20 protein-coding genes are annotated in these 18,532 nt (G+C 73.2%); 7 read left to right on the forward strand and 13 right to left on the reverse strand.

Features of this window, described 5'->3' with window-relative positions; genetic code table 11:
* The first annotated feature begins 36 nt into the window (after window positions 1–36).
* The gene (locus ACIPYQ_RS14265) at window positions 37–1,023 is read left to right on the forward strand and encodes a SigB/SigF/SigG family RNA polymerase sigma factor (protein ID WP_401250299.1); all 987 of its coding nucleotides are present in this window, start codon (window positions 37–39) and stop codon (window positions 1,021–1,023) included.
* A 99-nt stretch (window positions 1,024–1,122) separates the two neighbouring features.
* Window positions 1,123–2,151 carry an NAD-dependent epimerase/dehydratase family protein gene (locus ACIPYQ_RS14270; RefSeq protein ID WP_401250302.1) on the forward strand — a complete coding sequence of 343 codons (1,029 nt, stop codon included), beginning with the start codon at window positions 1,123–1,125 and terminating at the stop codon, window positions 2,149–2,151.
* Window positions 2,152–2,176: 25 nt separating this feature from the next.
* Here the strand turns inward: ACIPYQ_RS14270 and ACIPYQ_RS14275 are convergent, their stop codons facing one another.
* The 3 genes from ACIPYQ_RS14275 to ACIPYQ_RS14285 all read right to left on the reverse strand — a co-directional run bounded on the left by ACIPYQ_RS14275 (window position 2,177) and on the right by ACIPYQ_RS14285 (window position 4,793).
* Window positions 2,177–3,391 carry an aromatic acid exporter family protein gene (locus ACIPYQ_RS14275; protein ID WP_401250305.1) on the reverse strand — a complete coding sequence of 405 codons (1,215 nt, stop codon included), beginning with the start codon at window positions 3,389–3,391 and terminating at the stop codon, window positions 2,177–2,179.
* Window positions 3,392–3,420: 29 nt separating this feature from the next.
* Window positions 3,421–3,609: a hypothetical protein gene (locus tag ACIPYQ_RS14280; protein WP_401250308.1), complete on the reverse strand. Its 189-nt coding sequence runs from the start codon at window positions 3,607–3,609 to the stop codon at window positions 3,421–3,423.
* An 89-nt stretch (window positions 3,610–3,698) separates the two neighbouring features.
* Window positions 3,699–4,793, reverse strand: a complete 1,095-nt coding sequence (locus ACIPYQ_RS14285) for a glutamate--cysteine ligase (RefSeq protein WP_401250311.1) — start codon at window positions 4,791–4,793, stop codon at window positions 3,699–3,701.
* Between the two features lie 251 nt (window positions 4,794–5,044).
* On the opposite strand from ACIPYQ_RS14285, the gene ACIPYQ_RS14290 reads away from it, so the two are divergent.
* The 4 genes from ACIPYQ_RS14290 (at window position 5,045) to ACIPYQ_RS14305 (ending at window position 7,551) form a co-directional block, all read left to right on the forward strand.
* Complete coding sequence (locus ACIPYQ_RS14290; RefSeq protein WP_401250314.1) at window positions 5,045–5,773, forward strand: SOS response-associated peptidase; 729 nt, start codon at window positions 5,045–5,047, stop codon at window positions 5,771–5,773.
* 139 nt (window positions 5,774–5,912) lie between these two features.
* Window positions 5,913–6,341, forward strand: a complete 429-nt coding sequence (locus tag ACIPYQ_RS14295) for a hypothetical protein (RefSeq protein WP_401250317.1) — start codon at window positions 5,913–5,915, stop codon at window positions 6,339–6,341.
* A complete protein-coding gene (locus ACIPYQ_RS14300; RefSeq protein ID WP_401250320.1) occupies window positions 6,335–6,580 on the forward strand; it encodes a helix-turn-helix transcriptional regulator in 246 nt (81 codons plus the stop codon). Before ACIPYQ_RS14295 ends, ACIPYQ_RS14300 begins: the two co-directional genes overlap by 7 nt.
* Window positions 6,577–7,551 (forward strand): NAD(P)-dependent alcohol dehydrogenase, encoded by a 975-nt coding sequence (locus ACIPYQ_RS14305; RefSeq protein WP_401250322.1) that lies wholly within the window; start codon window positions 6,577–6,579, stop codon window positions 7,549–7,551. The genes ACIPYQ_RS14300 and ACIPYQ_RS14305 overlap by 4 nt, the downstream gene beginning before the upstream one ends.
* Here the strand turns inward: ACIPYQ_RS14305 and ACIPYQ_RS14310 are convergent.
* Complete coding sequence (locus ACIPYQ_RS14310; RefSeq protein ID WP_401250863.1) at window positions 7,546–8,544, reverse strand: endonuclease/exonuclease/phosphatase family protein; 999 nt, start codon at window positions 8,542–8,544, stop codon at window positions 7,546–7,548. The genes ACIPYQ_RS14305 and ACIPYQ_RS14310 overlap by 6 nt on opposite strands.
* Before the next feature lie 211 nt (window positions 8,545–8,755).
* Between ACIPYQ_RS14310 and ACIPYQ_RS14315 the strand changes: the two genes are divergently transcribed.
* Window positions 8,756–9,643, forward strand: a complete 888-nt coding sequence (locus tag ACIPYQ_RS14315; RefSeq protein ID WP_401250325.1) for a RimK family alpha-L-glutamate ligase — start codon at window positions 8,756–8,758, stop codon at window positions 9,641–9,643.
* Between the two features lie 13 nt (window positions 9,644–9,656).
* Here the strand turns inward: ACIPYQ_RS14315 and ACIPYQ_RS14320 are convergent, their stop codons facing one another.
* The 9 genes from ACIPYQ_RS14320 to ACIPYQ_RS14360 form a co-directional block, all read right to left on the reverse strand.
* The gene (locus tag ACIPYQ_RS14320; RefSeq protein WP_362232415.1) at window positions 9,657–10,295 is read right to left on the reverse strand and encodes a hypothetical protein; all 639 of its coding nucleotides are present in this window, start codon (window positions 10,293–10,295) and stop codon (window positions 9,657–9,659) included.
* Between the two features lie 146 nt (window positions 10,296–10,441).
* Window positions 10,442–12,508 (reverse strand): RICIN domain-containing protein, encoded by a 2,067-nt coding sequence (locus tag ACIPYQ_RS14325; RefSeq protein ID WP_401250328.1) that lies wholly within the window; start codon window positions 12,506–12,508, stop codon window positions 10,442–10,444.
* A 289-nt stretch (window positions 12,509–12,797) separates the two neighbouring features.
* Window positions 12,798–14,255 (reverse strand): DUF6493 family protein, encoded by a 1,458-nt coding sequence (locus ACIPYQ_RS14330; protein ID WP_401250331.1) that lies wholly within the window; start codon window positions 14,253–14,255, stop codon window positions 12,798–12,800.
* A gap of 9 nt (window positions 14,256–14,264) precedes the next feature.
* Window positions 14,265–14,747 (reverse strand): barstar family protein, encoded by a 483-nt coding sequence (locus tag ACIPYQ_RS14335; RefSeq protein WP_401250334.1) that lies wholly within the window; start codon window positions 14,745–14,747, stop codon window positions 14,265–14,267.
* A gap of 53 nt (window positions 14,748–14,800) precedes the next feature.
* Window positions 14,801–15,319, reverse strand: a complete 519-nt coding sequence (locus ACIPYQ_RS14340) for a proline dehydrogenase (protein ID WP_401250337.1) — start codon at window positions 15,317–15,319, stop codon at window positions 14,801–14,803.
* 199 nt (window positions 15,320–15,518) lie between these two features.
* Complete coding sequence (gene sigJ / locus ACIPYQ_RS14345) at window positions 15,519–16,412, reverse strand: RNA polymerase sigma factor SigJ (protein WP_361760684.1); 894 nt, start codon at window positions 16,410–16,412, stop codon at window positions 15,519–15,521.
* Window positions 16,413–16,563: 151 nt separating this feature from the next.
* Window positions 16,564–17,226: a disulfide bond formation protein B gene (locus tag ACIPYQ_RS14350; RefSeq protein ID WP_401250340.1), complete on the reverse strand. Its 663-nt coding sequence runs from the start codon at window positions 17,224–17,226 to the stop codon at window positions 16,564–16,566.
* Window positions 17,227–17,255: 29 nt separating this feature from the next.
* Window positions 17,256–17,417, reverse strand: coding sequence for a hypothetical protein (locus tag ACIPYQ_RS14355; RefSeq protein WP_361760690.1), 162 nt, complete (start codon window positions 17,415–17,417; stop codon window positions 17,256–17,258).
* 101 nt (window positions 17,418–17,518) lie between these two features.
* A complete protein-coding gene (locus ACIPYQ_RS14360; RefSeq protein ID WP_401250344.1) occupies window positions 17,519–18,475 on the reverse strand; it encodes a LysR family transcriptional regulator in 957 nt (318 codons plus the stop codon).
* Window positions 18,476–18,532 lie beyond the last annotated feature (57 nt).

The following is an 18,532-nucleotide window of genomic DNA, read 5'->3' on the forward strand; positions in this document are numbered from 1 at the left end:
GTCCGACATCCCCGTCGGAGGCGGAGGCCCCCTCTCATGACTCCGAAGACGTCGAACACACCGAACACGTCCCCCACGTCGTACACCGACGGCCGCGCCCCGGTCGATCCGCTGGCCGAGCCCCTGAAGGCCAGCACGGCCGACGCCCGGTCCCTCTCCGCGGTCCTCTTCCGGCGGCTGAGCACCCTGACCGAGGGAACCGCGGAGTACTCGTACGTCCGCAACACCCTCATCGAGCTCAACCTCAGCCTGGTCCGGTTCGCGGCCCGGCGCTTCCGCGGACGCAGCGAGCCGATGGAGGACATCGTCCAGGTCGGCACCGTGGGCCTGATCAAGGCCATCAACCGGTACGACGTGACGCGCGGGGTGGAGTTCACCTCGTTCGCCCTCCCCACCATCACCGGCGAGATCAAGCGCTTCTTCCGCGACACCAGCTGGGCCGTGAAGGTGCCCCGGCGGCTGCAGGAGCTGCGCCAGAGCCTGGCCCGGGCCTCGGACGAGCTGGAGCAGGTCATGGGCCGGCTCCCCACCGAAGTCGAACTGGCCGCCCACCTCGGGATCACCGATGCCGAGCTGGCGGAGGGCCGGCAGGCCGCCCAGGCCTACTCCTCCCGCTCCCTCGACGTGTGCGTCCAGGAGGACGCCGACCCCGGCACGGCCCAGCGCGCACTGGGCCGGGAAGAGCCCGCCTACGAGCGGATCGAGGACCTGGAAGCCCTGAAACCGCTGCTGGAGCGGCTGCCCGCGCGGGACCGGGAGATCCTCTCGCTGCGCTTCGGGCAGGAGATGACGCAGTCCGAGATCGGGGAGCTCCTCGGCATCTCGCAGATGCACGTGTCGCGCCTGCTCAACCGCACCCTACAGAACCTGCGCAGCGGGCTGCTGACCGATGCCCCGCCGGCCGATCAGCCCGCGTCGGAGCCGTCGCCGGAGTCGCCGGAGCCGTCCGAGTCGCCGGACGCGCCGGACGCCTGCGGGAGCGGAACCCGCGGCGTACGCCGGGCCACCACGGCGCCGGGCTGACGGGGCGAGACGTCCGCAGACGGCGGGAGCAGCCATGAACACCGCGCACAGCACCCGTAGGCACGAGGGCCGCGCCGTCCGGAAGGCACGGTGGGCGTCATGAGGGTCGTGGTGACCGGTGCGACCGGCAACGTGGGCACCAGCATGGTCCGGGCCCTGGCGGAGGACAGGTCGGTCACCGACGTCCTCGGCGTTGCCCGGCGGCTGCCGGGCCTCCGCATCCCCGGGGTGCGGTGGGCCGCGGCCGACATCGACCCCGGCGGCAGCGACCTGACCGAGCTCTTCGCGGGCGTCGACGCCGTCGTCCACCTCGCCTGGAGGTTCCAGCCCACGCACGACCCCGTGGAAACCTGGCACACCAACGTCCTGGGCAGCATCAGGGTCTTCGAGGCCTGCGCCCGCGCGGGCGTCCACGCCCTCGTCCACGCCTCCTCGGTCGGCGCCTACTCGCCCGGCCCCGACGACGGGCGCCCCGTCGACGAGTCCTGGCCGACCCACGGCTGGCCGGGCGCGGCATACACCCGGGAGAAGGCCTACCTGGAGCGTTACCTCGACGGCTACCAGCTGGCCCACCCCGGGCTGCGCGTCGTACGGATGCGGCCCGCCTTCCTGTTCAAGGACGTGGCGGCGAGCGAACAGCGGCGCATCTTCGCCGGGCCGCTCCTGCCGTGGCGCCTGATCCGCTCCGGTCGCGTCCCGGCCGTGCCCGCCGTCAGCGGCCTGCGCTTCCAGGCCCTGCACACGGAGGACGCCGCCGAGGCCTACCGGGCGGCCGTCGTCCGCCCGGTCCGAGGGCCGTTCAACCTGGTGGCCGATCCCGTGCTCGACATGCCCTCCGTGGCGCACCTGCTGAACGCCCGTACGGTGCCGCTGCCCGCCGGGGCCGCCCGCGCCGCGCTCGCCGCCGCCTGGCGGATGTACCTGGTGCCCGCCGCGCCCGGCCTGTTCGACGCCGTCCTGCGGCTGCCGCTCCTCGACGCGGGCCGGGCCCGGGAGGAGCTCGGCTGGGTGCCCTCGCACACCGCCACGGAGGCCGTGGGCGCGTTCCTGACGGGGCTCCGGCGAGGGGCGGACCTGGACACGCCGCCCCTCGCCGGATCGGGCGCCGGGGCGTGGCCGGGTCGGTGAGGAGACCGCGGAGCCCGGCCCGGGTTCAGGTCGTACGGGAGAAGAACCGCCGGGTCCGGCGGGTCAGGCGGTGCAGCCGCGGATAGCGTTCGCGCCGCATGCGGGAGTGCCGGTCGAGCTCCTCGATCAGTCGCTCCGAGCGCTTGTCCACGCCCAGTTCGTCGAGCACCCGGTCCGCCTCGGCGAGCAGCGCCCCGTACAGCTGCCACGCCCCCGGATGGGCTCCCGCCTCCTCCTGGAGGAGCACGGCGAGGCGGTCCCGGCTGACGCGGGCCGTCGTCAGCTCCCGGGCCAGCTTCTCCTCGGCCTGTTCGGCGTTGGCGCTGACCTGCGCGGTGATCAGCTCGGCGAAGCTCTCCACGGCGACGGCCAGGTGCGCGTACAGCTCGCGCAGTGCCCCGGCGACAGGCGGCGGGAACAGCGGCCCCGCCCGGTGCGACGTCGCGAGGTCCGTCAGGGTCCGGCAGGAGACCCGCAGCACCACCGCGCAGATCTCCAGGGTGTCCAGTCCGGTGCGCAGCACCAGACGGAACAGCAGGCCCTCACGCACCCGCGGGTTCAGCCGCAGGCTGTCCTCCGCCTGCCGCAAGGACGCGTCGACCAGCGCGATGTCGTTGTCGAGCCGGCGGGCCTCGTGGAGGTGGGCGGCGGCCTTCTCGACCGGCGTGTGCTCGGCGAGCTGGTCGCCGATGTGGCCGAGGAGGGCACGCATGCGCCGGGCGAGGTCCGTGATGGCCTCGCTCGCCGGCCCGATCCATACGGGTGGCACGAACAGGAAGTTGAACAGCAGACCGACCACCGCGCCGATCAGCGTCTCCAGCACCCGGTCCCAGGCGGTGTCCGTCACGCTGGTCACGCCCAGCACCAGCATCGCGCTGATCGCGACCTCGGGCACGAACTCCCCGGCCTTCACCAGCGGCCCGATGACCAGCGAGACCAGGATGATCAGCCCGAGGCTCCACCAGGTCAGGCCCACGAGTGCGCTGAAGCCGATCGCGAGCAGCACCCCGGCCACGACCGAGTTGACCCGCCGGATCCCGGTGGTGAGCGTGGAGTACAGGGTGACCTGGACGACGAGCAGGGCGGTGAGCGGAGCGGTCAAGGGTGCTGGCTCGTCACTGACCCGGAGCGCGACGACGTACGAGATGACGGCGGCCGCGGTCGAGCGGACGGTCTGCACGACCGCGGGTTCCCGGTGACGGCGGACGAGGGCGCGCAGAGGGGCGATGGCTTGTGGCATGTTCCGCCCCTTCCCCGCCGGCCGAGAGATCAACGGGGCGTCGACGTGCCTCTTGCGCCGCCCGAGCCGCCGCGGCCGTCCCCGCCCTCGCCGCCGAACCAGTAGTCGCCCGCGGCCAGTGGCCACGAGGACGCCGTACGGCTGCGGGGCTCGGCACCGGGGCCTGCGGGGCGTCGGCGGACCTCGGCCTCGTCGTCAGGACGCTCGCGTTCCAGCACAGGAAGGCTCCCTTCGGTGGGGTGGGGGACTGGTTCCATCCTCGGGTCCCGCACCCGATGGCGCACGACGAGCGGGGCGGGCACGCCGTTCAGGGAGCGGTGCTCTGGTTGGTGATCAGGTCGATCAGTGCCGGCATGCCGCCCTCCCACAGGGCCTTGCGCTGCCGGTCGGCCGCGGTGCCGTCCCGGAGCAGGCGGTGCACGAGCGACGTCACCTCGCGCAGGTCACCGGCCTCCACCAGCGCGGGCCGGATGTGCCGCACGAGCAGGGCCACGGCCGCGCGGGCCTCCAGGCGGGCGCCGTCCGGCCCGACCAGCGGTCCCCCCACGCCGTGCCGGGCGGCCTGCCAGGTCGCGGCCTGCAGCATCTCCTGCGTGCAGGGGGGCGCGGGCACCCCGCGGCCGGCCTCGCCGAGGGCGGTGGCGACCAGCGCCCGCACGATGCCCGCGAACATCACCGCGTCGTCGGCCCGCAACTGCACATCGGCGCACCTGATCTCGACGGTCGGATACTTCTCCGACAGCCTGGCGTGCCAGTACAGCTGGCCGGTGTCCGCGATGACGCCCGATTCCACCAGTTCGGCCGCACGCAGGTCGTAGTCGGCGTCGTCACGGAAGACGGGAGTGGGTCCGCTCACCGGCCAGCGCCCGAAGACGACCGTGCGCCAGCTCGCGAAGCCGGTGTCGTGGCCCTCCCACAGCGGGGAGTTCGCCGACATCGCCAGCACCGTCGGGAGCCATACCCGGATCCGGTTCAGCACGTCGACGCCCTGGGCCCGGTCCGGGATTCCGACATGCACGTGCATGCCCGTGATCAGCTGCTCGTCGACCAGGCGGGCGGCGTGGTTGCGCATCGCCAGGTAGCGGGTCACGGGTGTCACGGGCACCGGTGTGGCCCCCTTGACCGGCGCGGTTCCGGTCAGCGCCGCCTTGCAGCCGGTCGCCTCGGCGGCGGAGCCGACGGCGTGCCGCAGGCGCAGCAGGTGGCCGCCGATCTCCCCGAGGTCGGTGCAGACGGGCGTGGCGACCTCGACCTGGGCCTGGAGGAGCTCGGCCTGGACGTCGTCCTCCGCGGAGACCGGATCGAGGCCGGCCGCGACCCGCACCGCGGCGCCGTGGGGGACCGGCAGCCCGGTGTCCGGATCCACCAGCAGATACTCTTCCTCGACCCCGACAGTGATCATCTGTGTGCGTACCCTGCCGTCGTCCGATGTGTGCGAGCGATGTGTGGCTCCGTCTGCCCGCCACGGCCGTTCCGCAAACCGGCCGCCACCTGCGGCGAGCCCGTGCCGGTCCCGTGCGGATGTGTCCATTCCGATTCTGCCGGGGCGTGCGCACGACGGCGCGCACCACGACGCGTGCCGCCTCGTGTGCCGCCGTGTGTACCGCGGCGTGTACCCGCCGGGAAGCCGGCTCAGGTGGCAGGGTGGACGGCATGTGCGGTCGTTACGCCTCCACCCGCAGCCCCGAGGACCTGTCCGGCCTCTTCCAGGCGGCGCCCCCGGAGCCCGGGCACGTGCTGGAGCCGAGCTGGAACGTCGCCCCCACCGACGCGGTGTGGGCGGTGCTGGAGCGCGCCGACCGCGAGACGGGCCTGCTGGAGCGACGGCTGCGGCCCCTGCGGTGGGGACTGGTGCCCTCGTGGTCGAAGAGCCCCACCGGCGGCGCGAGGATGATCAACGCGCGGGTGGAGACGGTGCACGAGAAGCCGGCCTACCGCCGGGCCTTCGCCAAGCGCCGGTGCCTGCTGCCGGCGGACGGGTTCTACGAGTGGCAGCCCGTCCCCGCCTCCGGCACCGCGAAGGCGTACAAGCAGCCGTACTTCATCCGCCCCGAGGACGGCGAGGTGATGGCGATGGCCGGACTGTACGAGTTCTGGCGCGACCCCGCCGTCGCCGCCGACGACGATGCGGCGGCGTGGTGGGCGACCTGCACCATCATCACCACCGAGGCCACCGACGCGGCCGGCCGCGTGCACCCCCGCATGCCGCTCGCCCTCGCCCCGGCCGACTACGAGGCCTGGCTGGACCCGGCCCACCAGGACCCGGACGAGCTGCGTGCCCTCCTCGCCGCCCCGGCGGGCGGCCTGCTGGACGTCCGCGCGGTGTCGACCGCCGTCAACAACGTCCGCAACAACGGCCCCGAGCTCCTCGACGCGCCCTGAGGCGCCCGGCGGAGGCCGAAGCACCGTACCGAGAGCAGCGGGGAGCCCCCGGCCACCCGGGCGTGTATAGAAATCTTGACATCATGTTGGGCTTGCTTGACACTGCAGATGTCGGGTTTTCTTTACATGAGGAGTGGTCGTGGCAGTCGAGGAGAAACGCGCGTGGATCATGATCGTGGTCACGGTCGTGTCCTACGGGGCGTACCTGGCGGTGATCCTGGGCCGCGCCGGTGACACCCCGCTCGCCGAGGTGCCGTACGCGGCCGCGCTGCTGTGGTCGGTCGGCGGGGCGATCGTCGCCTCGATCGTCCTGCACATCACCGTGGCGCTGCTCGCGCCGAAGGAGGACACCACCAAGGACCAGCGCGACCGGGAGATCCACCGCTTCGGCGAGTACGTCGGACAGTCCTTCGTCGTGATCGGCGGCGTGGCCGGGCTCGTCCTGGCCATGGCCGAGGCGGACCAGTTCTGGATCGCCAACGCCATCTACCTGGCGTTCGTCCTGTCGGCGCTCCTCGGATCCACGGCGAAGATCGCCGCCTACCGGCTGGGCTTCCAGCCGTGGTGAGGCCCACGAAGGTCACCAACGCCATCCGTGCCCTGCGCTTCGCCAACGGCGAGATGACCCAGGCGGAGCTCGCCCGCCGCATCGGCGTGACCCGGCAGACCGTCATCGCCATCGAGCAGGGCCGCTACTCGCCCTCCCTGGAGAAGGCGTTCGAGATCGCCCGCGTGTTCTCCGTACCGCTCGACGCGGTGTTCCAGTACTCCGAGACCGAAACAGAGACAGAGGAAGACGACTCATGAAGGCCATCGTCCAGGACACTTACGGACCGCCTGCGGTCCTGCGGCTCGAAGAGACGGACCGGCCGGTGCCGGGCCGCGGCGAGGTGCTCATACGGGTCCACGCGGCCGGCGTCGACCAGGGCGTCTGGCACCTGATGGCGGGCCTGCCGTACGCAGTGCGCGCCATGGGCTTCGGCCTGCGGGCACCCAAGGTGCGCATCCGCGGCATGGACCTCGCGGGGCGGGTGGAGGCGGTCGGCGCGGACGTGACCCGCTTCCGGCCCGGCGACGAGGTGTACGGCAGCTGCGACGGCTCGTTCGCCGAGTACGCCTGCGCCAAGGAGGACACGCTCGCACCGAAACCGCACAACGTCGGCTTCGAACAGGCCGCCGCCGTGCCCGTCTCCGCGTGCACCGCGCTCAAGGCCCTGCGCGACGTCGGACGGGTCGAGGCCGGGCAGTCCGTCCTCGTCCTCGGCGCCTCGGGCGGAGTGGGCACGTACGCCGTGCAGTTGGCCAAGGCCTTCGGCGCCCGCGTCACCGGAGTGTGCAGCGCCGCCAAGGCGGACATGGTCCGCTCCATCGGCGCCGACGAGGTTGTCGACTACACGGAGCACGACCCCGTCGACGGCAGCCGCCGCTACGACCTCGTCCTCGACATCGCCGGCAACCGCCCCGTCTCCCGGCTCCGCCGCGCCCTCACCCCGCGCGGAACCCTCGTCATCGTCGGCGGGGAAGGCGGCGGCCGGTGGCTCGGCGGCAACGAGCGGCAGCTCGGCGCGCTCCTGCTGTCCCCCTTCGTCGGCCACCGCCTGCGCACCGTCGCCGCCATGGAGCACCACCACAGCGACCTGCAGGTCCTCACGGAGCTCATCGAGGCCGGCTCGGTCACCCCCGTCGTCGACCGCACCTATCCGCTGGCCGAAGTACCCGATGCCATCCGCTACCTGAGGGAGGGCCACGTCCGGGGAAAGATCGTGATCCGGCTATGAGGCGCCGAGCGTGATGCGGGCGGCGACCGGCAGGTGGTCGCTGCCGGTGGCGGGCAGGGTCCGGACGTCGGACGCCGTCGCCGAACGGGTCAGGATCTGGTCGATCCGGGACACCGGCAGGGCGGCGGGCCAGCTGAAGGCGAGGCCCCGCCGGGGCGTCCGCAGCCGCGAGGTGAGCGGGGCGAGACCGCGGTCGTCCACCGTGCCGTTGAGGTCGCCCAGCAGGATCACCGTGTCCAGCCGCTCGGCGGCGACGGCCGCGCCCAGCAGACCCGCGCTCTCGTCCCGCGGGCCGGAGCTGAAACCGCTCGGCCGGATGCGCACCGAGGGCAGGTGGGCGACGTACACGGCGATCTCGCCGCGAGGCGTGCGCACGCCGGCCCGCAGGCCACGGCTCCAGCCCTCCCCGATCCCGGCCGGCTTGATGTCCAGGCGCCGGACGTCCGTCAGCGGGTACCTCGACCAGAGCCCGACCGTGCCCTCGACCGCGTGGTGGGGGAACTCCTCGGCCAGGGCCGCCTCGTAGGCCGGCAGGGCGGCGGGCGTCAGCTCCTCCAGGGCGACGAGGTCCGGCGCGGCCCGGAGCAGGGCGGCCGCGGTGCCCGTGGGATTGGGGTTCTCGTCGCTGACGTTGTGCTGGACCGCCGTGATGTGGTGGGGGCCGCCGTCGGAGGGGAGCAGCAGCCCGCCGAAGAGGACCGCCCACACGGCGGCGGGCAGCAGCAGGGCCAGCAGCGCGGTCGCCGACCGGCGTACCAGCGCGGGTACGAGCAGGACCGGCACCGCCAGGCCGAGCCAGGGCAGGAAGGCCTCCAGCAGACTGCCGAGGCGGCCGACCCCGTTGGGCACGGCCCGGTGGCAGGCCAGGAGACCGGCGGCCAGCAGGGCGAGTGACGCCGGTACGCGCCCACGCGTCCATGCCGAGCGCCCCCGCGCGTCCCTGCCCCAGCGCCACCGGTCACGGTGCCGCCACCGGTCGCCTCGGCGCGGCAGGTCACCCCGGCGCGGCCGGTCGCCTTCGCGCACCCCGCCATCGGCCCGCTCCGCCACTGCCGCCCCGCCCCTCGCCTAGGCCCGTTTCCCGTCCCGCAGCCATGAGCACGACGTCGCCCGGTACGACGCACGATCCCACCGGCCGGGTTCCCTCCCGCCGGCGGATCGCCCGTGGAAGAGTGATCGCGCCACGTGACGAGGGGAGAGTCGGATGAGTGCGGCAAGGATCGCGATCGTGACGAGCGGCGCCGGTGCCGACGAGGACCCGGACCGCCCGCTGATCCTGGCGGCCCTGCGCGCCGCGGGCATGTCCGCGGAAGCCGTGGCCTGGGACGCGGACCCGAAGGAATGGGACGGCTTCGACCTGGCGGTCATCCGGTCGACCTGGGACTACACGGGACGCCTCGAGGAGTTCCTGGCGTGGGCCGATGCGACGGCCCGGGTCACCCGGCTGTGGAACCCGGCGCCGCTGGTGCGCTGGAACAGCGACAAGCGCTATCTGCGGGAACTCGCCGGGCGCGGGGTCCCCGTGGTGCCGACCCGCTTCATCGAACCGGGCGGCCACTGCGGCGAGGAGGACTTCGACGGGCCCCACGGAGTGGTGGTCAAGCCCACGGTCTCCGCGGGCGCGCGCGACACCGCACGGTACGAGCCCGGACGGCGGGCGGACGCCGTGCGCCACGCCCGGATGCTGCTGGACCAGGGCCGTACCGCGATGGTCCAGCCGTACCTGCGCCGCGTGGAGGAGGGCGAACGCGCCCTGGTCTTCTTCCGCGGCACCTTCAGCCACGCGATCCGCAAGCAGCCGGTGCTGACCGAGGCCGGGGTGACGGACAACTTCCGGGTGCCGCACCCCGGGGCGGCCCCGTACCGGCCCTCCGAGGCGGAGATCAGTACGGCGCGGGCGGCGCTGGCCGCGGTTCCCGCGCCGGGCGACCTGCTGTTCGCCCGGGTGGACCTGGCGCTCGACGAGGCCGGGGAACCGGTGGTCATGGAACTGGAACTCATCGAGCCGAACCTGTTCCTGCGCATCAACCCGCAGGGGCTGGAACGTTTCGTCGAAGCCGTGGCGGCCGGGCTCCGGCACACCACGGCGTAGCCCGACGGTTCCGCTATCCCAGTCGGCGGCGCATCCGGCGGCGGCGCAGGAAGAGACCGACGGCCGCCCCGGCCAGGGCGGTCGCCGCCACACCAGCCGTCGTCCACCAGACCGCGTACCCCTCGGTTTCGGCGGCCGGCACCTGAGCCGAGGACGCGGCCGGAGCGGCGGCCGACGGCGAACCGGCCGACGGGGCGCCGGCCGAGGGCTGTGCGGCGGTCGGCGTGCCGGGAGCCGGGGCGGAGGCGGTCGGTGCGCCGGTGCCCGGAGCCGGGTCCACCACGGGTACGGCGACTTCGAGGTCGCCGTGTCCGAGGGCCGGGAACCCCACGTCGACGCTGACCTTCCAGGAACCCGGCGGCAGCGTCTCGGCCGTGGTCCAGCCGGCGGGCGCCGCACCGGGATCGCGGACCAGGCGCCAGGGCCCCATGGTGCGGGTGCCGTCGACGCTGACCGCGTTCACGGTCGCGGCGACCGCCTCGTCGACGGCGTCCCCGTCGTTCTCCCAGGTGATGTCGGCGGTGACGTGGCCCGTCCGCTGCCCGGTCACCACCACCTTCACGGTGTCTCCGTGGGCGTGGGCCGCAACAGGGGTCAGCAACATGAGGCCGAGTGCGGTCAGGACGGCCGAGAAAGCGATTCGTATGCGCATCGTCGGGGTGCTCCGGTCGAGATGAGGGGGACCGGCGGACGGCCGCGCGAGGCGGCCGTCCGCCGGGGCGGGTTCACGGCGTCAGGGCGTCACGGCGCCCGGGCCGCAAGGGCCCGGGGCGCCGTGGCCTCGTGTCGCGGCAGTGCTCAGCCGGCCTTCTGGACGGTCCAGGCCTGCGCCGCGCGGCCGTCCGCACGCTGGAGGTCGAGCAGCCAGTTCCCGTAGTAGGGGCGGTTGCTGACGGTGAGGGCGAAGCCGCCGCTCGGGTCGGTGACGGTGAACGCGCCACCGCGGGAGGTCAGCTTCCAGGCCTGCGCGCCGTTGCCCTTGTCGCAGGGCTGCTGCGCGACCCACATGCCCGCGGAGGGCGATCCGCCCGGCTGCAGGCACTTGCCGGAGACCGCGGACCGCATGCGGACCTGGCCGTTGCCGGCGTCGTCGAAGAACCACTGCTGCTGGGCGTACCCGTTGGCGCGGCCGCCGACGAGCACCGTGCCGTCGGCGGTACGGCCGCCCCACACCTCGGCGGCCATGCCGGTGCTGCCGTTGCCGAGCGTGTACTTGCTGCCCGGGGTGGTCGCCCCGCCGCCGGTTCCCGGCGTCTTGAAGGACGCGGCCTTGCCCGGTCCGCTGTCACGCCCGGAGCTGTCGCGGACGGAGACGGTGACCGTGTACGACGTGTTGGGCTGGAGGTTGTAGATGCGCAGCGCCTGCGACTGGACCCAGGTCAGGTGCTTGCCGTTCAGGAGGACCTGGTACCAGGAGGCACCCTCGACCTTGGGCCAGCTCACCACGACGGAGTCGGACTGGATCTGGGCCGCCGTCGCCGTCGGGCCGCCGCCGGGCTTCTTCGTCGGCGTGGGCGTCGGCTTCTTCGTCGGGGTCGGCGTCGGGTTCGGGTTCGGACCCGGGTCGGTGCCGCCACCGCCCTTCGTGCGCATCAGGAACTGGTTGTCCGCGATGTTCCAGTGCGTGGCCAGGTAGCTTCCGGCCTTGGGGCTGGTGTGGAAGTAGTCGTCGTGGTTGCAGTCCAGGATGTTCTCGGCCGCCTGGTTGGTGCAGATGTTGCGCATCTGCGGGTAGTACGGGGTGTCCGAGTAGCACATGACGTCGTACTCGTCGGTGCAGTGGGCGCCACGGCTGGTGTTCGGGGCGCTGTTGTTGACCGCGCCCAGGTTGTGCCCGAGCTCGTGCGCGGCGGTGTGACCGCCCCAGCAGCCGGAGTCCGTACGGCCGTAGGACGGGCCGAAGTTGCTCTGGTTGGCCTGGCCGGGCCGCTCGTCGCCCGCGAAGGTGCCGATGCCGCAGTAGACCTGGCTGTCCGCGAAGATCATGTACTTGCGGTCGCGGCGGTCGAGGCCCTTGCCGGCGAGCGCGTTGTTGGTCGCGCTGAACTCGGCCAGGGCCGAGGCCGGGAGCTCGATGTTGAGCACCGTGGGGGTGCAGTCCGCGGCCGTGACGTAGCGGATGTGGCGTACGCCGCCGGTCTCCTGGGCGCTCGCCGAGTAGATGAGGTCGGCGTCGGCCGCCCACTTGCGGAACGAGGCGACGTACTCGGAGTAGCGGTCCTTGCCGGGGGCGTGGACGTACACGACCTGTACGCGGTTGCCGGTGCTGCCGTCGCCGTCGCACTGGACCGTCTGGCCCGCGGGACCGGCGGCGACGGCCTGGCTGCCGCCGGCCGCGGCCGGTTCGGGCGCCTTCGCCTTGGTCGCCGCGGCGTCGGCGGCGGGCGCGTCCTGAGGACGCCCGCCACCTTCCTTGGAGGCCGGGTCCTCGGCGGCGGGGCGGGAGGGATCGGCCGCCGGTGCCGTCTCCTTGACGGCGGGCGGGATCTCCTTCGTGATGTCGACGCCCTTGGGCGGGGCGTCGGGGCCGTGGGTGCACAGGCCGGTGTCGGTGCGGTAGACACCGACGCACCGGTCGCCCTTCGGCGCGGCCTGGAGGCCGTCGTAGACCATGCCGCGCGCGTTCTCGTTGGCGGGCGCGGCGGCGATCGGTTCCGGCTCCTGGTCCCGGGCGGGCGCGGCGGCCGGTGCGGCGGCCTCCGCGGCCTGTACGGGCGCTGCCGCTTGGGCGCCGTCGCCGATTCCGGAGTAGGCGATACCTGCGGCGATCACCGCCGCCGCTGCCGTGGCGGCGGTGATGAGTATCAACCTCCGCGGTTTGCGGCGGTGGTCGGCGGCGGCGCGACGTCTGCGTCGTCCTGTCATGGGCACCTCAAATCGTTGTCGGAAGACTGGGTGCGCGGAAGCCTGCCAGACGAATGCCGCGGAGAATTCGGACAAACGGGAGTCCGGTTCGAGAAATCTTTCCGTTACCTGTCGACTTGATTTGACGAACAATCAACTCTCAATAAAAACGCGGGAGTTACGCGCGTTGCGCCGCAATGGTCCAGGCCATCCGGAGCGGGTTGTTATCAAATCGAGATATGAAGCGGACGCTTGTTGACGGGAATTCAGTCAGGAATTCACCTAATTACTACCTGCCGAATTCCCTCGGTCACGACCCGTGAGGATGCGTCAGCGCGGAGGCCAGGCGGCGGGCTTCGGTGACCAGCCGGGACGACCCGGTGCGGGCCGCCGCTGCCGCCACCTCGGCCGGCGCCGGGCCCGTGGCCCCGCAGCGCTCCACGCAATCGGCGGCGACGGCCAGCACCTCGCCCGCACCCCGTACCGAAGGCAGGAGGGTCGGCAGCACCTCGGCGAGGACGGCCCACATCGTGGCGTACGCGCCCGCCGCCGCGGCCGAACGGGCCGCGTCCGCCAGCCGGTTGGGCTTGACCGTGCCCAGGGCCACCATCGAGGCCAGCTCGCGGCCCAGCAGCGGGGCGTCCAGCTCGCCCCGGCCCGCCAGCACCAGCAGGGCCTCCACCGCCGGGCGGCGGTCGTCCGGGTACCGCCCGCCCAGCCCCGCCGCGATGGCGGAGTGCAGCCCGGTTCCCGCGGGCCCGCCCAGCCGGGCGAGGTGCGGCAGCATCCAGGTGCCGCCGTAGTCGCCGACCGTCGCGGCCAATGTCACGCCCGGCAGCAGCCATGCGGCCTGGGTGTCCCGGTCCTCGGGCAGGACCGAAGCCCGCACGGCGTGCCCGCCGTCCCAGTGGTAGCACCGGGTGAAGCCCTCGTGGGGGCGGCCCAGCCACTGGAACGCGTCCGGGAACTCCCACCGCAGGGCCGGCCGTTCACCGCTCACGAAGGCGACTTGCGGCACGGCCGCGCCGGCCCGCGCCCAGGCCCGGTGCGCCCCCGGATCGGGCATGACGACCCTGCGGCGCGGTGTGCCCGGTTCACCGTCCGGGCCGATCCAGGCGGCGAGCCGATCGCCCTCGGCGGTCCCGATCCGGGCCGCGGCCTCGGCGGCCTCCGGGGCCGCCGGATCGTCCCGCCGTACGCGCAGCAGGGCCTGCCCGAAGTCGGCGGGTCCGGGACGGGCGCCCAGCCGCCGGTACTCCACGAGTCGTTCCACGAGCTCGGCCGCGTCCAGCGCGCCCGTGTCCCAGGTGGGCGTGGCCAGCAGGAACGGCTGGGGGTCGCCGGACCGCAGTGCGTACCCGATCTCGCGCACCCGCGCCGCCATCACCATCTCCAGCCCGCCCTGCGCGCACTCCTCGTGCCCGCGCTGCCGGCGTACGGACCCGGGCTTGAGGCTGTACGCCGTCACCCGCCACAGGGGCGCGGCCACCACCACGTCCACCGCGGTGAGCCGGTCCGCCTCGGTCTCCTCCTCGGGGTAGCGGTGACCCAGCGCCGTGGACAGGGCCAGCGCGAGCGCGTGCCGGTTGCGGTGCGCCTGCCGTACGAGTCCGTCGAGGACGCGTTCGAAATCCGCCACGGTGTGTATGCGGGAGTCGAGATGAGCAGCCGTCAGCTCGACGGTCTCGGCGAGCCCCGAGGGCGCGGCATCGAGCCGCTGCGCCGGCGGAACGGGCGGAAGGGTGTCCTGAGTGGGGGTGAAGATCATGCCCGAACGCTAGGGGCGCCCACTGACATCGCCGGCGGGACGAAGCCGTTCCTCTGACGCGACGGTCTCCTCCCAGCACGATCGCACCTGTGCCCGCACATCCGGAACGGATGCCGGGGCGCAGGACATGACGACCAGGAGCCTGCTCAGATCGATGCCCTCGGGCCGCTTGACGGAGGACCACCGCCGCCCTGCCCGCAGCAGGGTCCGGAAGAGTTGCCGCCGTCCGGCGGCGTCGCCGGGCATTGCCTGGTCCGCGGCGTCGACGATCAGTACGTACTGGTCCGCGGGCAGCCATGACAGATCACCGAGACAGTCGTGGAGCGCGTTCCAGTTCCAGCCGAAGTAGTCGGGCAGCCCCAGTCCGTCGTAGAACTCCCGGAAGACGCCGTCCGTGTCGCACATCCGCCGTCCGTCGAGCCGCGCCACGTACGTCCTGCCGGTCAGCAGCAGATCGACCGGCAGGGCGCCTTGCTCGGGAACGACACGCACCCAGGGCACGGTGTGCACCGGAATCCTCCCTCTTGTGATCCCTCTCGGGCGGGTCAGTCGGCTGTGCCGATGGTGCTGCGGGCTGCGAGACGGAAGTCCTTGACTGCCTGGTAGAGGGTTCGCTCTCGTTCGGCGGCAAGCGTGAAGTCTTCGGCCTTGCGGGTCGTGTCGCCCGCGTGGGCGTTCACGGCCAACCGTCTCATGACGTGCGAGAGATCGCCGGAGGCGACGGTGATGCGTTCCGCGATGTCCGCGACGGATGCCGGCCCTTCGAGGATGACGACCTCGACGGCGCGATGGACCTCGCGGGCCAGGGTGATGAAGCGGTCCGTCTTCTCGTCGACATCGCGCAGGTCGGGTTGGTCCGGACGCAGCGCGGCAAGGACGGCGTCCATGGCTATGTCGCGGTCATGGAGAGCGCTGAGGTAGCGGGCGTAGGCGTCGCGGCGATGCTGGCGGCTCCATTGGGCGTGGTGGGACCGTGCCTGAGCACGGCTGTTGACGATCGCGGCGCCGAGGGTGGTCGCGGAACCGACGGCGGCGCCCAGCAGTGCGGCAAGTCCTGAGTCCATGGCCCCAGTCTGCCGCTCGCGTCGTTCGGATTGCGGAGCGGACGGGCTTCGCACGGCAAGCGGCTCCGCGCGCCGATGCCCGGCTCGGGGTCCGAAGTCTCCCTCGCCGGGCGGGCGCAGAGCCGTACGGCCGCGTCACCGTGCGGTGCGCGGGGCGGGACAGCCCCGCGCACCGTACGGTCGTTGCCGGCGTGGCGGCTCAGTCCTCCAGGACGCTCAGGTCGATGCGCGCGAGGCGCTCGGGGTCGGTGAGGATGTCGAGCGCGGTGATCCTGCCGTCCTGGATGGTGAACGCCATGACCGAGATCGCCCGGCCCTCCGCCGTCGCGACCACTCCGGGGATCCCGTTGACCAGCACGGGACGGGCCGCCGCCGCGAACCGCGCGAAGGTGATCGCCTGGGAGGCGACGTCGGCCGCGCCGCGGCGGACCAGGCCCGGGCGCAGCGCGCCGCCGTCGGAGCGGGCCACGACATCCGGGTCGAGGACGGCGACCAGCGCGTCGAAGTCCCCGCCGCGCGAGGCGGCGAGGAAGGCGTCGACGACCGCCCGCAGCCGGGCCCGGTCGGGGTCCGGGGCGGGCGCCGCGCCCTGGACGCGGCGCCGGGCGCGGCTGGCGAGCTGCCGGGTCGTGGCCGCGGAGCGCCCCAGGACGGGGGCGATGTCGTCGAAGGGGACGGCGAACAGGTCGTGCAGGACGAAGGCCAAGCGCTCGGCGGGGGCGAGCGTCTCCAGGACGACCATGAGGGCGATGCCGACCGAGTCGGCCAGGAGCACCTCCTGCTCGGGGTCGAGGCCGTCGGCCCGGCTGACGACCGGGTCGGGGATGCGGACCTGCCCGTCCTGGTCGTGCAGTGGATCCTCGCGCCGCGTGGTCCGCGAGCGCAGCATGTCCAGGCACACCCGGCCGACCACGGTGGTCAGCCAGCCGCCCAGGTTCTCCACCGCACCCGCGTCGGAGCGGCTCAGTCTGAGCCAGGCCTCCTGTACGGCGTCCTCCGCCTCGCTGAGCGAGCCCAGCATCCGGTAGGCCACCGCCCGCAGATGGGGCCGGTGTTCCTCGAAGCTCCGCGCCAGCACGTCTTTCTCGCTCACCTGCTGCATCCCCCTGTGCCGATCAGTCGGTTGAGTGACGGACGATAACCGACCCCCGCGACGAGCCGTGGCCGCCCACGCCCGATTCCCCGGCCGGGAGGGCCGGGGAATCGGGGCGGGGCGGGGCGGGGGGAATCCGGGCCGGAGGGGTTCAGCGGCCGAGGTCGGTGAAGAACCGGTATCCGGTGGGGTCGCCGGGCATCTGCCAGTGGAAGCCCTGGAGGAGGAAGCAGGCGAGCAGGTTGCTGGCGGCGAAGACGACGAGCACGGCGAGGGTGACCACGCCGGCCCGGCGCAGGGCGGGGGAGGTGAGTCCGGCGTCCAGGGGTTCGCTGGAAGGGGTCAGGAAGAGTGCGGCCGCGGCGGTCACGGCGGCGGCCAGGAAGGTGATCAGGGCCCAGGTGTAGAGGTGCAGGCCGAACAGGGCGCCGGCGTAGCCGGGGTCCGGGGGCACGATGTGCATCAGGACCTGGGCGGCGGAGACGGTACTGCCGGTCACGGCGGCCAGGATCGCCCAGCCCCAGCCGGAGGTCCACTCGCCGGTGGTCATGGCCCCCTTGCGGGAGCGGGCGATGATCCAGGCCGGGCCCAGTGCGCTGAGCAGGAAGAACATGCGCTGGAGCAGACACATGGGGCAGGGGTACTCCCACAGCCCGAACTGGAAGAAGTAGGCGCCGGCCAGGGTGCCGCAGAGGCCGATGACGTAGGCGTGGGCGAACCAGAGGCCCAGGCGGTGGGAGAGCCGGGCCGGAACGCCGGCCGCGGTGGCGGCGGTGGTGGCGGCGGGTTCGGGGGTCAGGGTGGTGGTGCTCATGAGAGGTCTCCTCCTCCGGAACGCGGTGTTCAGAGGGCGATGTGGAAGGTGTGGTCGATGACGTGGGGCAGGAACGCCAGCACCGTGACGATCAGGGTTCCCGTCCACAGGGGCATCCGGGCCCGGGCCGGCCAGTCGCGGACCACCGCCACGACGCACAAGAAGATCAAGAGGAAGAGGAGGGTGTACATGGTGTCCCTGCTTCATCGGGGGGAGCTTTTCTTGACTCCACCCTCCGCCCGGGAGTTCCGCGCCGGTAGCACCAGCCGGTCGATGCATCCATAGGTTCGTTCTATGACCCCTCGATGCCGCCGGTGCCGCCGGTGCCGGCCCCCGCGCCGGCCCGCCGCGCGATCGCGTACAGGTCCCGCGCCGGTCCGGCCGGCCGCTGCCCCTGGGGCCATACGGCGCGCAGGGAGCGGGTCATGTCGAAGCCGGCCACGGCGGGGGACTTCAAGGTGCCCGACGCGCGTTCCACGGACACGGCCAGCGAGCTGACCACGGCCGGCCCGACCCCGGCGGCCGCCGCCGTCTTGATGGCCGTCGTGGAGGAGAGCTCCAGCAGGGGCCCGGGCCGCCGCCAGTCGGGCATGCGGGCGGTGACGGCCCGCTCGAAGGACGTACGGGTCCCCGAGCCGGCCTCGCGCTGGACGAGCGGCGTGGCCGCCAGCTCCTCCAGGGTGATCGCGGAACGCCGGGCCCAGGGATGCCCGGGCGCCACCACGACGACCAGGCGGTCCACGGCCACCGGGCGGCTCTCCAGCCCCTTCGGCGCCCGCGGGCTCTCGATGAAGCCGATCCCGGCCCGGCCCTCCAGGACCGCCTGCGCCACCCCGGCCGAGTTCCCCGACTCCAGGGTGACGGCGGCCGGGACGGCGGCGGACGCCCGCAGCGCCACCAGCCACTTCGGGAACAGGTACTCGGCGACGGTCTGGCTGGCCGCCACGTGCAGCCGCGAGTCGCGCTGCTCCCGCAGGGTGTCGATCCCCGCACCCAACTGCTGCGCCGCCTCGATCACCGTCCCCGCCCACTCGGCGATCAGCGCGCCGGCCGGCGTGGGCCGGGAACCGAGCGTCGTCCGCTCCAGGACGGGCAGGCCGACCAGCTTCTCCAGGTAGCGGATGCGGGAACTGGCCGACGGCTGGCTGATGCCGTGCGCCTCGGCGGCCCTGCCGAGACTGCCCAGTTCGATGACGCTGAGCAGCAGGTCGAGGGCGGCGAGATCGGGGACACGGGGAGGCAGTGGCATAGAACCATCCTATGGACCCATCGGCCTGTTGCCGCTACCGGCGCCCGCGGCCGCGGC

Source organism: Streptomyces sp. NPDC090045, from assembly GCF_044747975.1.
Classification (GTDB): domain Bacteria; phylum Actinomycetota; class Actinomycetes; order Streptomycetales; family Streptomycetaceae; genus Streptomyces.

Coding starts and splice junctions, on each gene's coding strand:
- ACIPYQ_RS14315 (WP_401250325.1), top strand. CDS start 8,756: ATGAGTGCGGCAAGGATCGCGATCGTGACGAGCGGCGCCGGTGCCGAC.
- ACIPYQ_RS14360 (WP_401250344.1), bottom strand. CDS start 18,475: ATGCCACTGCCTCCCCGTGTCCCCGATCTCGCCGCCCTCGACCTGCTG.
- ACIPYQ_RS14290 (WP_401250314.1), top strand. CDS start 5,045: ATGTGCGGTCGTTACGCCTCCACCCGCAGCCCCGAGGACCTGTCCGGC.
- ACIPYQ_RS14275 (WP_401250305.1), bottom strand. CDS start 3,391: ATGCCACAAGCCATCGCCCCTCTGCGCGCCCTCGTCCGCCGTCACCGG.
- ACIPYQ_RS14350 (WP_401250340.1), bottom strand. CDS start 17,226: ATGAGCACCACCACCCTGACCCCCGAACCCGCCGCCACCACCGCCGCC.
- ACIPYQ_RS14340 (WP_401250337.1), bottom strand. CDS start 15,319: ATGGACTCAGGACTTGCCGCACTGCTGGGCGCCGCCGTCGGTTCCGCG.
- ACIPYQ_RS14325 (WP_401250328.1), bottom strand. CDS start 12,508: ATGACAGGACGACGCAGACGTCGCGCCGCCGCCGACCACCGCCGCAAA.
- ACIPYQ_RS14320 (WP_362232415.1), bottom strand. CDS start 10,295: ATGCGCATACGAATCGCTTTCTCGGCCGTCCTGACCGCACTCGGCCTC.
- ACIPYQ_RS14355 (WP_361760690.1), bottom strand. CDS start 17,417: ATGTACACCCTCCTCTTCCTCTTGATCTTCTTGTGCGTCGTGGCGGTG.
- ACIPYQ_RS14305 (WP_401250322.1), top strand. CDS start 6,577: ATGAAGGCCATCGTCCAGGACACTTACGGACCGCCTGCGGTCCTGCGG.
- ACIPYQ_RS14330 (WP_401250331.1), bottom strand. CDS start 14,255: ATGATCTTCACCCCCACTCAGGACACCCTTCCGCCCGTTCCGCCGGCG.
- ACIPYQ_RS14270 (WP_401250302.1), top strand. CDS start 1,123: ATGAGGGTCGTGGTGACCGGTGCGACCGGCAACGTGGGCACCAGCATG.
- ACIPYQ_RS14285 (WP_401250311.1), bottom strand. CDS start 4,793: ATGATCACTGTCGGGGTCGAGGAAGAGTATCTGCTGGTGGATCCGGAC.
- ACIPYQ_RS14265 (WP_401250299.1), top strand. CDS start 37: ATGACTCCGAAGACGTCGAACACACCGAACACGTCCCCCACGTCGTAC.